This is a genomic window from Ancylobacter mangrovi, from assembly GCF_024752335.1.
Lineage (GTDB): Bacteria > Pseudomonadota > Alphaproteobacteria > Rhizobiales > Xanthobacteraceae > Ancylobacter > Ancylobacter mangrovi.
In genome coordinates, this window is record NZ_JANTHY010000002.1 from 297,070 (window position 1) to 309,776 (window position 12,707).

Sequence of the window (12,707 nt, forward strand, 5' to 3'; positions counted from 1 at the left end):
CGGAATCGAGAATATACGATATCGACCCGCCGAAAAGTCATGGCGGACGGACGGCCATTGTGCCGGCGCGTCCACCTCCGCCAGCCGCAAGCGCCGGAAAGACTTGGCATCCGGCCATCCGCGGCGCGGCCGACCGGCGCCGCGACCCGCTTCAGACCCCCGATATTTGCATAGGTGTAATGCGCAATTACCCGGGGCGAAGGGTGCCGGGCGGCCGGCATCGTGCCGTCGCCCCGTCCTCACGCGCCGGCCGGCGCGGCCTAGTCCTCCAGATCCTCGCTCTCGATGTCCGAGGAGAGTTCGGGCGAGGCTTCCTTGGTCGGCTGGTGGGTGAAGCCCTTGAGGTTGGCGGTCGGCTGGAAATCGCGCGTGATCTCGACCGGGCTCAGCACATAGGCCGTCACCAGCTCGGCGAGCGAGCGCAGAGCGTGCATGTGGATGCGCTCATAGCCGTGCGAGCCGTCGACGCCGAAGGTGATGAGCGCCGTGCGCACATCCGCGCCCGCCACCACCGCGCTCGCCGAATCCGAACGGTAATAGCGGAACACGTCCTTCTGGTAGCGGATGTCGTTGGTCTGGCACAATTCCTTGAGCTTCTTGGTGAGGTGGTAGTCGAACGGCCCGCTCTGGTCGGCGGTGGAGATGGTCACGCCGAACTCGTCGGAGTTCTGCCCCGGCGCGGTGGTGCCGTTGTCGATCACCACCAGCGAGGCGACGTCGGCCGTCAGCACCGAGGACGCGCCCACCCCCACCTCCTCGGCGATGGTGAACAGCCAGTGGATGTCCACCGGCGTCTCCGCCTTCTCGTCGTGAATCGCCTTCAGCGCCGCCAGCATCACCGCGACGCCTGCCTTGTTGTCGAGATGGCGGGAGACGATGAAGCCGCTGTCGAGGAACTCGGCCTGCGGGTCGATGGCGACGATGTCGCCGACCTCGATGCCGAGATGGGCGAGATCGCCGGCGTTACGGGCCCGCGCATCCACCCGCATCTCGACGAAGTCCCAGCCGATCGGGAGCTGATCCACCTCGTCGTTGAAGGTATGGCCAGACGCTTTCAGCGGCAGGATGGTGCCGCGATAGCCGCCCTTCTCGGTGAAGACCGTGGTGCGCGCGCCCTCGGCGAAGCGCGCCGACCACGTGCCGATCGGCACCAGCGCGAGCCGGCCGTTCTCCTTGAGGAACTTCACCTGCGCGCCCAGCGTGTCGACATGGGCGACCAGCGCCCGCGCACCCAGATGCGTGCCGCCATGGCGCACCGCGCGGATCGCGCCGCGCCGGGTCAGCTCGACATTGAGGCCGAAGCCCGCCAACTCCTTGGCGACGAAGCGGACGATGGTATCGGTGTAGCCCGTGGGGCTGGGGATCGAGAGCAGCTTCTTGAGGATCTTGGCGAGATAGTCGGCGTCGATGGTCAGGCGTGTCATTACTCCGCTCTCGCTTGGGGCGCCTCCAGCACCTGGCGCACGCTAGCGGGGATGGCCAGCGGGAACAACAGATCGATGAAGCGCTCGGCCGTCGGCTGCGGCTCGTGGTTAGCGAGGCCCGGGCGCTCATTGGCTTCGATGAAGGCATAGCCGGGCTGCATCGGCGACTTCACCATCAGGTCGACGCCCACCACCGGGATGTCGATGGCGCGGGCGACCTTCACCCCGGCATCGACGAGCAGCGGATGCACCACGTCGGTGACGTCGTGGATGGTGCCGCCGGTATGCAGGTTGGCGGTGCGGCGCACCTTCAGCTCCTGGCCCGCCGGCAGCACCGCGTCGAAGGCGAAGCCCGCGTCGCGCACGGTGCGCTCGGTCTCGCCGTCGCAGGGAATGCGCGATTCGCCCCCGGTCGCCGCCGCGCGGCGCCGGCTCTGAGACTCGATCAGCTCGCGCACCGTGCTGCGCCCGTCGCCGACCACGGCCGCCGGCCGCCGGATCGCCGCCGCCACGACCTTGAAATTGATGACCACGAGGCGCAGGTCCTCGCCCTCCACGCATTCCTCGACCAGCACCTCGCTCGACACCCGGCGCGCCTCGCCGATCGCGGTCTTGAGCTCGGCCAGAGACGTGATTCCGACCGAGATGCCCTGCCCCTGCTCGCCATGGGCCGGCTTCACGACCAGCCGCCCGTGGCGCTCGAGAAAGGCGACCATCTCCTCCATCGGCACGGCGGTGGTGATCTGCTCGGGCACGCGCACGCCGGCCTCGGCGACGATGCGGCTCGTCACGGCCTTGTCGTCGCAGATCGACATCGCCACTGCCGAAGTCAGCTCCGACAGGCTCTCGCGGCAGCGCACCGAGCGCGCTCCGTAGGTCAGGCGGAAGAAGCCGCTCGCGGCGTCGATCGCCTCCACCACGATGCCGCGCCGGCGCGCCTCGTTGATGATGATGCGAGCATAGGGGTTGAAGCCCTCGAGCAGCTCGGGACCGGCGAACAGCTTCTCGTTGATCGGGTTCTTCCGCTTCACCGTGAAGTAGGGCACCCGCGCGAAGCCGAGCTTCTCGTAGAGCGCGATCGCCTGCGCGTTGTCGTGCATCACCGAGAGGTCGAGGAAGGCCGCGCCGGCTTCCGCCAGATGCTCCGCAAGCCGGCGCACCAGCGCCTCGCCGATGCCAGGCTGGCGCGCCTGCGGGTCCACGGCGAGGCACCACAGCGAGGCGCCGCGCTCGGGATCGTCGAAGGCGCGCACATGGTCGACGCCGGTCACGGTGCCGACTACCTGATGCGTCGTCTCGTCCTCGGCCACGAGATAGACGATCGGATCGGGGTCGCGCTCCCTGTCGAAGAACTGCGGGGGCACCGTCACCATGCTGCGGGCGGCGTAGATGCGGTTGATCGCCTCCGCGTCGGCCGGCGTCTCCACCGGCCGGATGACGAAGCCCGACAGCGGCCGGTCCGAGGGGCGGTAGGCGGAAAGGTCCAACCGGTAGGTATGGGAGGGGTCGAGGAACACCTCCTGTGGGGCATGGGCCAGCAGCACGTGCGGGTCGAGCACATAGACCGCGATGTCGCGCCGGTCCGGCCCCTCTTCGCGCAGCGTCTCCAGAAGGTCGGACAGCTTCTCGAAGGTCTGGCCGAAGATCAGCCGTCCCCAGCCGACGTCGAATGCGCAATTGGGCGTCACGTCGTTCCCCCTCCTTTGCGCTCAGATGCCGTGCGACTGGAGCCACATCTCCAGAAGCGCGACCTGCCAGAGCTCGGAGCCGCGCAGCGGCGTGATGTGCGACACCGGGTCGGCGAACAGCGTGTCGAGATAGCCCTGCCGGAACAGGCCGCGCTCGCGCGCCTTCTGCGAACCCAGCACGTCCTGCACCATGGTGAGGTACTCGCCGGAGATGTATTTGAGCTGCGGCACCGGGAAATAGCCCTTCGGCCGGTCGATCACCTCGTGCGGCACCACGAGCCGCGCCGCCTCCTTGAGCACGCCCTTGCCGCCATGGGCGAGCTTGAACTCGGGCGGGATGGTCGCGGCGAGTTCGACCAGCTCGTGGTCGAGGAAGGGCACGCGGGCCTCGAGGCCCCAGGCCATGGTCATGTTGTCGACCCGCTTGACCGGGTCGTCGACCAGCATCACCTGCGAATCGAGCCTCAGCGCCCGGTCGACCGGCGTCGCCGCGCCCTCGGCCAGCAGATGAGCGGCGACGAGGTCGCGGCTGGCATCGGTGTCGGCGATCCAGTCGTCGCCGAGCTGGCGCGCGAGCGTCGCGTGGTCGCGGTCGAAGAACACCTTGGCGTAGTCGCCGACCACGTCGTTGCTGTTCGCCAGCGGCGGGTACCAATGATAGCCGGCGAACACCTCGTCCGCGCCCTGGCCGGACTGCACCACCTTGATCGACTTCGCCACCTCCCGCGACAGAAGGTAGAAGCCGATATTGTCGTAGGAGACCATCGGCTCCGACATGGCGTGGATGGTGTCGGGCAGCGCGCCCATCAGGTCGCTGGAGGGCACGAAGATCTTGTGGTGGTCGGTGGCGAACCGCTTGGCGATGAGGTCGGAATAGATGAACTCGTCGCCCTTCTCGCCATTGGCTTCCTCGAAGCCGATGGAGAAGGTGGCGAGGTCCTTCTGCCCCTCTTCCGCCAGCAGCCCGACGATGATGGACGAATCCACCCCGCCCGAAAGCAGCACGCCCACCGGCACGTCGGCGACCATGCGCCGGCGCACGGCGGTGCGCAGCGCATCGAGCACCCGGTCGCGCCAGTCGTTGGCGGTGAGGCCGGAATCCTCCGCCCGGCGCCGATAGGGCGGCGCCCAGTAGACCGTGTCCTTGTAGCTGCCGTCCGGCGCGTAGCGGCGCACCGTCGCCGGCGGCAGCTTGCGCACGCCCTTGAGGATGGTGCGCGGGGGCGGCACCACGGCGTGGAAGCTCATATAGTTGTGGAGCGCGTCGCGATCGATCGAGGTGTCCACGTCGCCCGCCGCCAGCAGCGCCGGCAGGCTGGAGGCGAAGCGCAGCGTGCCGCCCTTGTGCGAATAGTAGAGCGGCTTGATGCCGAAGCGGTCGCGCGCCAGCGTCACCGCGCCGGTGTCGCGCTCGACGATGGCGAAGGCGAACATGCCGTGGAAGCGCTCCACGCAGGCCGGACCCCAGGCATGGTAGGCCTTGAGGATGACCTCGGTGTCGCCATGGGAGAAGAAGCGGTAGCCCTTCGCCTCCAGCGCGGCGCGCAGCTCGGGGTAGTTGTAGATGCAGCCGTTGAAGGTCAGCGTGAGGCCGAGATCGGGGTCCACCATGGGCTGGGCGGCCTTGTCCGACAGATCGATGATCTTGAGGCGCCGGTGGCCGAGCGCGGCCGCGCCGCGCGCCTCCACCCCGGCGCCGTCGGGCCCGCGCGGCGCCAATACGTCCATCATCGAGGCGATGGCGCGCGTATCGGCGAATGTTCCATCAAAGCGAATCTCCCCGGCAATCCCGCACATGCTGGTTCTCTGTCTCCTTCAGGCTGAAACAATGAAGAGTGGCGTATCGGATGATTGTGAGCGTTTGACGATCCTTAGCAAAAATACAGCACGAGACCAAACCTTCACCGATGGACAGCACCCTCGCGACTTGTCGGCCGGCGCAATATGTCTTCGCGCCGGCAGGGAAGAACCATCGGAGGCCGAAAAAGTTCACGCGCGTGGTGAGATGGCCGCCGCACCGGCCGGAATCGCGTGCGGCGCTACGGGGACGCGGGCAGCGATGAGCGGGACGCGCGCGGCCCGGCCTATTCGGCGCGCCCGCAGACGGCGTAAGTTCCTGCAGCTACAGGACAATAGGTTATGTTGGCGAGATAGCCGGACGAACGGCGCAGCGCCGCGAGATCGGCGTCGGTGATGCGGTAGCCGGAGGGATGGCCGAGCTGCGCGTCGTCGCGAAACGCGTCGAGCGCCTCCATCACCGCCAGCGGCGGGGACGGGGAGGCGGGAAGATAGCGCAGCGCGACGAGCAGCCGCGCCGCCTCGGCCAGCGTCGCCTCGGGAATGGGCGATCGGCGCTCGACCAGCGTCGGCGGCACGGCGTCGGTCCATCGCGCGTTGAGGAACGAGCGCCCGTCGCCGACCGCGCAGGAGCGGCCGGCATAGACCAGCAGCGTCAGTCCCTCGTCCATCTCGAGCGTCACGCGGTAGGGGCGGCAGACCTCGGTGCATTCGTTGCAGACCTGCCCGGTGCGCCGGGAGACGGCCTTTTCCGGCACCACGGTCGCCTGGACGCGCGGCGACAGCGGCCCGGCGAGAGGCCGCCCCGAGGCGCCCTTCGCCACCGCGTCGCCGACCAGCGCGCGCAGCGCCGCGCGCTCGCCCTCGCTCAGCTCCTGCTGGCCGAGGGCAAGGCGCGCCGGCGGCAGGAAGAGCGCGGCGAGCAGCGCCGCCGCGAGGGCGAGGGCGCGCCCCCTCATCGCGTGCACCGCACCTTCACCACCGCGTTCGCGACCTGACGGCTCGCGGGCACGCCGCCGGCATAGCGGGCGATGTCGGGATCAGCGGCGTGCACCGGCGAGGCGAAGGCCCTGCGCGCATCGCGGGTCAGTCGCCCGGACAATACGCCGACCACGGCGCCCTCACGCTCGCTCACCGGCCCGCCCGAGAGGCCGTGGGGCAGCGGGCGCGGCAGGTCAAGCATGAGGATCGCGTCGCCGGCCCCCGGCGCGAGCTTGGCCTCGTAGGACTGCGGGAGCGCGTCGCCGGGATCGTCGGCGCGGTAGCCGTGGACGCCGAGCCGCAGCTCGGGGCGGAAGGGAGAGAGGGCGGCGAATTGGTCGCTCGCCTGCTGCGTCACCAGCACCGCGATGTCGCGGTCGCCATTGATGTAGTCCGGCCGCGCCATGGCGTAGCCGAAAAGCGGGCTCTCCACCGAATAGGCGGCGCAGCCGCTGAGCACATGGGCGCTGGTCAGCACCGCGCGGGGGCCGATGAAGACGCCCGAGGCGGCGACGACCGCGTTCTCCGCCAGCCCCTCGCGGGCCGCCTGCCGGTAGGATTCGCGCAGCAGGTTCACCTCGCCACGGGCCGGGCCGCCGGACGCCCAAAGCCACGCAGTGGCAAGGAGCGCCGTGACGAGGAGCGCCGCGGCGAGAAGCACGCCCCGGCCGGCATCGAGCCGGCCGGGGGACCCGTGGGGCGGGCGCGGGGCGCTCATGCGCGTCAGCCGCAGACCGTGGTTTCCCCGGAGATCGGCTCGCCGTTCTTGAAGTAGAGCTCCTTCACCACCCGGCACTGGCGCCCGCCCTGGTTCACCGCGCGCAGCGGGGTGATGGTGCCGCTGTTGCCGGTCTGCGGGTTCTTCCACGAGACGGTGCCGGAGCTGCGCCGCGCCTGCTCGAGCGCCGCCTGCCGGCGGGCACGGTCGCGCTCGTCGATCTGCGCGCCGATGGCACCGCCGATGATCGCGCCGGCGCCCGCAAGGGCGAGGCAGGCGCCCGGCTTGCCGCCCAGCGCCGCGCAGCCCAGCCCGCCTACGGCCGCGCCGAGGCCGGCGCCGACGATGGCGTTCTGGTGGTCCGTGCCCGTGGTCTGGCAGGCGGCGAGCAGCGGAGGCAGCAGGGCAAGGATGACCCAGGTTCGGAATGTGGTCGCGGCACTCATCGTCTTCTCCGGTGGGGTTGAGGAAAGCGGCAGTCACGAAAGCGGGGGCGGCGGGGGAGGCACCGGAGCGGCCGGCGCCAGCAGCCCTTTCAGTGCCGGCACCTCGCCGACGGTGACCCAGGCCTGCGTTCCTTCCGGGCAGACCTTCAGCTCGGCGCTGAGCTGGCCGAGCTCGGCCAGCATGCGGAAGGCGGAGGCGTCATAGGGGCCGGCGACCTGCCCTTCCGCGTTGAACAGCCAGTAGCGCTGGGCCGGCGGCGCCGGCGGGGAGATGCCCGGAGAGACCCCGGCGCCCGGCAAAGCCACGGCGACGCCGTTCGGCCCCGCGTGGTCGGCCGCGCCGGCGCCCGACGCGATGCGCGCCAGCGTCGCCTCGTCGAAGCGGCTCCAGTTGACGGTGCGCTTGTCGGTGGCGCGCCGGTGCGACGGCGCCTCGGGGTCGCGCGACACCTCGGGGTCGTCGACATCGTCCAGCGTGCCGGCAATGGCGGTGGTCCAGTCGGGCACCGCGTCCAACAGGTTCTCCAGCGCGGCGCCGGCGGCGAGATCGCCCGGCAGCGCGCCCCCCGTCTGGCGCGACTGGTTCAGGTACTGCTCGGCAAGGGCGATGCAGGTGTGGAAGCCGATGCCGCCGCGATTGCGCGTCGCCCCCTTCTGATCGACCTCGATCCGCAGCTCGGTATAGACGCGCTTGGCGTACCACTGCGCGAGCGCGGCCAGCGCCAGGAACTCGATCGCCCCCAGCCGGCCGAGGCGGCGCTTGACCTGCTCCTGGAGCTGGGTCTGCTGGTTGGCCATGAAGCCGCGCCGGCGCAGATATTTCTCGCTGCCGATGCGGCTCCAGTCGCCGCGCGCGACCTCGAGCTCGTAGATCTGGCGCGCCGGATCGAAGCGCAGCACACCGAGCATCACGCCCTCGATGAACAGCTTGGTCCGGGAGACGAGGTCCTCCAGCGCCGCCTTGTCCGGCACCACCGGGTCGGGAAAGCGCAGATAGTCGACATGGTTGTGCAGCGGCTGGCTGTCGGGCTTGCCCTGCTCCTTGAGATAGGAGAGCTGCCATTCCGACTTCAGCGAGGCGATGGCATCGAGGGGAATGCCCGAAAGCTCGCAATAGCAGACGATGCGGCCGGGAACGCCGGATTCCTCGTAGTTGATCGAGGTGATGCCGGCCTGCGTCGGCAGGCGCGAGCGCAGCATCTCGTCGAATTCGGCGCGGAACGAGCGCGCGCCGTCGACCGCGATCAGCAGCTTGAAGTTCTCGTTGCCGGGGCGATAGCCGCGGCTGAAATCGGTGTGAATCCACGGCAGGGCCCGCACGACCAGCAGCTCCATCAGCCGCTGCTGCCGGGCGAGCGGCAATTGCCGCAGCGCGTCGATCACCGAGGGAATGCGCTCGCGGTACTGGCCGAGGCGCTTGTTGCTGACTGAGCGCAGCAGGCCGAGGATCTCGAGCCGGCCCTCGTCGCTGTCGAGCCGGGCGAAGATCTCGCGCGAGCCGCCGATGCTCTCGAACGCCTCGCGCGCCCAGGCGAGCTGGGCCTCGCCATCCTCCGGCGGCAGTTCGACCCCCTTGTCGCGGATGACGAAGAAGGTCCCGCCGTCGCCGCGCGCCAATGCGTCCTGCAGGCGCAGCGTGTCGGCGTCCAGCACCGCCAGCAGGCTGCGCACCCGCTTGCGCCCGGCCTGGAACTCGCCGATCAGCCCGCTCCAGCTCGTCTCGCCGCGCTCGTCCATGTCCTGCGGCACGCCGAGGAACTGGGCGACGTGCTCCAGCAGCACCACCGCCTCGCGGCAGGCGATGGCGCGCAGCCGCGCCTGCAGCATGGCGATGAGGTCGTCGCGCACCTGGTTGAGGTACTTCTCGCTCGCCTTGCGCCCGCCGCCGGTGAGGAAGGAGCTCTGGGCCGCCTGCTGGAGACGGTCGATCGAGGCCTGGAGCTGCTCGGCATTGAGCCAGCTGGCGCGCTGGGCATAGGCCTCCTCGGCCGCCCGCAGGCGGGCGATGATGCCGCCGCCGGCATCGTCGAGCCGGGCGTGCAGCTTGGCGACGAGGTCGATCGTGTATTCGAGCCCGCCGCGCTCCTGGTCGTCGAGCAGCCGGTAGAGTTCGGCATAGAGCCCGCCCTCCTCGAGGTTGCGGCTGAGCAGCGCCGTCTCGAAGCGCTCGCGTGCGTGGGCGACTTCGGCGCCCTTCGGGCCATAGGCAGTGCCGGTGCCGACCCGCCCGTCGACGTCGCGCTGGCGCATCGCGACGATGCGGCGGACCTCGCCCTCCCAGGCCCTGTGGTCGGGAACGCGGCCGAGCAGGCCGGCGAAATCCTGTTCCACCTCGGCCGAGACCATGCCCGTGATGGCGCTCTTGTCCTCGCGCAGCAGGATGTAGTCGACCAGCGCGAAATCGGTGATCGGCTGCTGGGCGAAGCGCGCGCGCTCGTCATAGTCGTCGACGAAGGCCTTGGGCGTGATCCGCATCCAGTCCTGCAGGAACTGGTCGCGCTGCTCCGTGGTCGCGGTCTTCTGCGCGCTGTCGAGCGCCATGCCGAAGAAGGCGCGCACCATGGCCGCGTTGTTGCGCGCCAGATGCTCCTCCACCTGCACGCTGGCGTTCGACATCACCATCGTCTGGCCGATGGCGGAATAGGCGCGCGAATAGGAGAGCCCGTCCTTCAGCCATTCCGGCAGGCTCGGGAAGTAGCGCCCGAGCTTGTGCTGCTGCTGGTTGACGCCCACCGAGCGCTTGCGCCGGGCGAAGTCGCTGGAGCCGAAATCCTCGAACAGGATGTCGGCTACCATGTCGAACACGTCTTCCTTGTTGCCGGTCTGCTGGCCGGCGATGTTCTCGCGGTCGAACAGGTAGACGTCGCTGTAGGGCGTGCGCACCTCGGCGCCGGGTCGCTCGAGGTCGGTCCAGCGCTGCACATAGGGCGGGTTGCGCGAGCCGAGCATGGCGAATTCGAGCTCGGACAGCGCGGCATAGGTGTTGGCGAAGACGCGGTCCTTGTTGGCGTCCTTGTAGCCGCCCGGCAGCATGAGGAAGAGATCGACCTGGTCCGGGCTCGGCGAGCGCATCGAGCGCAGCGCGTAGCCGACGTCGATGAAGGCGCCCGAGCCGGTGCCGCCGGCGCTCGAGGCGACCACGACGATGCGCAGCTGCGGCGTCGTCTTCAGCCCCAGCCCCTGCAGCAGCACGTCGTTGGTCACGTTCTGCATGACCCGGTCGGCCTGCGAGCGCACCAGGTCCATGAAGTGCGAATATTCGTGGTAGAACAGCAGCCGCGAGATGCTGCGGACCTGGCCGGCACCCTTCTCGGTGTCGAACTTGTCGAGGTCGCCGCGCGGCAGCCATTCCTTGATGATCGGGTAGTTGTCGATCTCCGCCATGTAGTGGGCGGTATCGACCTTCTTCTGGATCGCCTCCCCCTTGGAGAAGGCGACGCGCGAGGCGAGCAGGTCGCTCGTCGCCGCGCGCCCGCTCTCGCGCGCCTCGCCGGTGTCGGTGTCGAAATAGATGAACCGCGCCGGCGGGAACTCGTCGAGGCTCATCACGCTGCGGCCGGACCAGTTGTGCTGGAGGATGCGCCGGCGCAGGCGCAGCAGGATCTCCATGCCCGTGCCGCCCAGCGCGATGAAGACGGTCGGCATCACGTCGCGCAGGGTCTCGGACCTGTCGGCCTGCGCGAATGCTCCATTGGCCTCGGCCATGGTCGTGCTCCTCTCGTGGCGGGGCTAGCGGCGGGTGTTGAGGGCGAGGCTGCGCTTGCGGATGAAGAGGATCAGCAGCAGCAGCGAGAGCGCCGCCGCCGGGCCGACGACGACGTAGCGCAGCCACAGCCCGCCCAGCGTCGCGGCGATCACCACCAGGCTGGTGAAGGCGAGCCAGGTGAACAGCAGCCACCCCGCCTCCGACGCCGGCCCCGGCGCCGCGTAGCGCGTCTGCAGCCCGCGGGTGACGGAGAGCTTGACGAAGAAGAACGGCACCAGCAGCGCCACGAACAGCCCGGCCGCGGCGATCATCTCCCCGGTCGAGACCGCGCGCGGCAGGGCGAACAGGTCGCCGGCAATCGAACGGGAAATCTCGATCTTCATCGCCGGCGCGGCGGGAGCCTGAGACGCGGGGGGCTGGGCCTGCTGGGGCGAGCCGGACGGCGATGCGGGCGTGCCGTTCGGCGCCGGGATCCTGAAGTCGCTCTGGGCAAGGCGGAGGGGTTGGGTTGTCATGTCGCGAGCCTGGTGACGGGGAGTTCTCAGGAAAGGATGGAGGGGCGGCCGAAGGCCCGGCCCCGCACGATGTGCGCGCGCCCGTCGCCGCCGGTGAGCGTCAGCTTCTGCCCCGGGCGCAGGCGCACGCGGTGCGGCGTGCCGGCGACGTCGACGACGTGGTTGCGCGGGCGCAGCAGCAGCAGCGGCACGGCGGCAAGGCCCGCCAGCCCCAGCAGCAGCCCCCCTCCCGCCGCGTAGAGCGGCAGCGGCGAGTAGTGGAAGATCAGGCGGATCGGCACCCGCGAGACGGTGTGATCGACCGCGCGGAAGTCGAAGAAGATGGTCGGGAGCTGCTGCTCGACGAAGGCGCGGTGCCCCTCGCCGACCATCTCCCCGCCGAACACCGCCGCCGCCTTCTCGACGAAGCCGTCGTCGAGATCGAAGACGAGGTCCTGCAGGTGGATGTTGAGATAGCCGTCGACGGCGAGCTCGGTCACGAACAGGTTGGCGAGCCCGTCGGGCTTGGCCGGGCCGAGGATTTCGAGCCTGAGCGGCAGCGGATCCGAGATCGCCCCGGCGGCGAGGTTGCGCAGCCGCGCCGGGCTTTCGCCGCGGATGCTGTCGCCGCCCTCGGCGCCGGTCCACGAGGTCAGCAGGCGCGACGAGACGATCTTCTTGGGGTAGGCGATGTTGCGCACCCTTCCCGTGAAGGCGATGATCGATTCCGCGCCGCCGGGCAGGCCGTCGATCACCACCACGTCCTGCTGCGTCGATATCTCGACCCCGTCCACCGCCTGCGGCGTGACCTCGAGATCGAGCGTCTGCGGCTCCAGCGGCTTGAGGAAGATGGGCGGGTCGCTGAACAGGGCGCGCAGCGGCGTGCCGGGGCCGACGATGACGTCCAGCGCCTGCGCCGCCCGCTCGCCATAGGCGATGCCGTAGACGATGAAGCCGTTCTCGGCGAAGTTCGGTCCCCTCACCGGCATGCGCAGGGGAAAGGCAACCATGCGCGTGACATAAGGCGAGCCGCGCAGCAGGTCGTAGAAGGCGCGGGTGTTGGCCGCGACGTTCTGGTCATTGTCGGGCGAGTTCTTGTTGTTGGAGAGCATCCAGATGACGCCCTGCCCGCCCTCCAGCAGCGTGCCGATGGTCGCCTTCAGGGCGCCGACGAAATCGGCGTCGGCATAGCGCCCGTTGGGCCGGCGCGGGACGTCGATGGTGCCGAGCGCGGCGGCGATGCGGGCGCGGTCATAGGCGCCGGCGAAGAGGGTCGCGGGCGAATGCTGGCCGGGAAGCTGGCCGTCCTGGTTGAACGTCGCCACCGTGACCGGCACGTCCTCGAGCCGCGAGGCGTCGATCAGCGCCTGGGCGAGCTGAAGGAACTGGGAGTGGGCGTCGAGGAAATAAGGCTCCATCCAGCCGGAATTCTGGATGAGATAGACCTGCCGGA

General features: G+C 69.7%; 9 protein-coding genes. All 9 read right to left on the reverse strand.

Annotation, left to right across the window (positions count from 1 at the left end; translation table 11 throughout):
• Nucleotides 1-260: 260 nt before the first annotated feature.
• Nucleotides 261-1,424: an osmoprotectant NAGGN system M42 family peptidase gene (locus tag NVS83_RS07210; protein WP_258738723.1), complete on the reverse strand. Its 1,164-nt coding sequence runs from the start codon at nucleotides 1,422-1,424 to the stop codon at nucleotides 261-263.
• Complete coding sequence (gene ngg / locus NVS83_RS07215; protein ID WP_258738724.1) at nucleotides 1,424-3,112, reverse strand: N-acetylglutaminylglutamine synthetase; 1,689 nt, start codon at nucleotides 3,110-3,112, stop codon at nucleotides 1,424-1,426. The genes NVS83_RS07210 and ngg overlap by 1 nt, the downstream gene beginning before the upstream one ends.
• Nucleotides 3,113-3,133: 21 nt before the next feature.
• A complete protein-coding gene (locus NVS83_RS07220) occupies nucleotides 3,134-4,909 on the reverse strand; it encodes an N-acetylglutaminylglutamine amidotransferase (protein WP_258738725.1) in 1,776 nt (591 codons plus the stop codon).
• A gap of 287 nt (nucleotides 4,910-5,196) precedes the next feature.
• The gene (locus NVS83_RS07225) at nucleotides 5,197-5,868 is read right to left on the reverse strand and encodes a hypothetical protein (RefSeq protein WP_258738726.1); all 672 of its coding nucleotides are present in this window, start codon (nucleotides 5,866-5,868) and stop codon (nucleotides 5,197-5,199) included.
• Nucleotides 5,865-6,608, reverse strand: a complete 744-nt coding sequence (locus NVS83_RS07230; RefSeq protein ID WP_258738727.1) for a trypsin-like peptidase domain-containing protein — start codon at nucleotides 6,606-6,608, stop codon at nucleotides 5,865-5,867. The genes NVS83_RS07225 and NVS83_RS07230 overlap by 4 nt, the downstream gene beginning before the upstream one ends.
• Before the next feature lie 5 nt (nucleotides 6,609-6,613).
• The gene (locus NVS83_RS07235) at nucleotides 6,614-7,054 is read right to left on the reverse strand and encodes a YMGG-like glycine zipper-containing protein (RefSeq protein ID WP_258731844.1); all 441 of its coding nucleotides are present in this window, start codon (nucleotides 7,052-7,054) and stop codon (nucleotides 6,614-6,616) included.
• Nucleotides 7,055-7,087: 33 nt separating this feature from the next.
• Nucleotides 7,088-10,759, reverse strand: a complete 3,672-nt coding sequence (locus tag NVS83_RS07240) for a tubulin-like doman-containing protein (RefSeq protein ID WP_258738728.1) — start codon at nucleotides 10,757-10,759, stop codon at nucleotides 7,088-7,090.
• Nucleotides 10,760-10,783: 24 nt separating this feature from the next.
• On the reverse strand, nucleotides 10,784-11,275 hold the full coding sequence (locus NVS83_RS07245) for a hypothetical protein (protein ID WP_258738729.1): 492 nt from the start codon (nucleotides 11,273-11,275) through the stop codon (nucleotides 10,784-10,786).
• Nucleotides 11,276-11,301: 26 nt separating this feature from the next.
• A complete protein-coding gene (locus NVS83_RS07250; protein WP_258738730.1) occupies nucleotides 11,302-12,672 on the reverse strand; it encodes a hypothetical protein in 1,371 nt (456 codons plus the stop codon).
• Nucleotides 12,673-12,707 lie beyond the last annotated feature (35 nt).

What these genes read in the sequence shown, in the direction of transcription:
- NVS83_RS07235 (WP_258731844.1), bottom strand. Translation starts at nt 7,054, where the DNA reads ATGAGTGCCGCGACCACATTCCGAACCTGGGTCATCCTTGCCCTGCTG.
- NVS83_RS07245 (WP_258738729.1), bottom strand. Translation starts at nt 11,275, where the DNA reads ATGACAACCCAACCCCTCCGCCTTGCCCAGAGCGACTTCAGGATCCCG.
- NVS83_RS07240 (WP_258738728.1), bottom strand. Translation starts at nt 10,759, where the DNA reads ATGGCCGAGGCCAATGGAGCATTCGCGCAGGCCGACAGGTCCGAGACC.
- NVS83_RS07220 (WP_258738725.1), bottom strand. Translation starts at nt 4,909, where the DNA reads ATGTGCGGGATTGCCGGGGAGATTCGCTTTGATGGAACATTCGCCGAT.
- NVS83_RS07230 (WP_258738727.1), bottom strand. Translation starts at nt 6,608, where the DNA reads ATGAGCGCCCCGCGCCCGCCCCACGGGTCCCCCGGCCGGCTCGATGCC.
- NVS83_RS07225 (WP_258738726.1), bottom strand. Translation starts at nt 5,868, where the DNA reads ATGAGGGGGCGCGCCCTCGCCCTCGCGGCGGCGCTGCTCGCCGCGCTC.
- NVS83_RS07250 (WP_258738730.1), bottom strand. Translation starts at nt 12,672, where the DNA reads ATGGAGCCTTATTTCCTCGACGCCCACTCCCAGTTCCTTCAGCTCGCC.
- NVS83_RS07210 (WP_258738723.1), bottom strand. Translation starts at nt 1,424, where the DNA reads ATGACACGCCTGACCATCGACGCCGACTATCTCGCCAAGATCCTCAAG.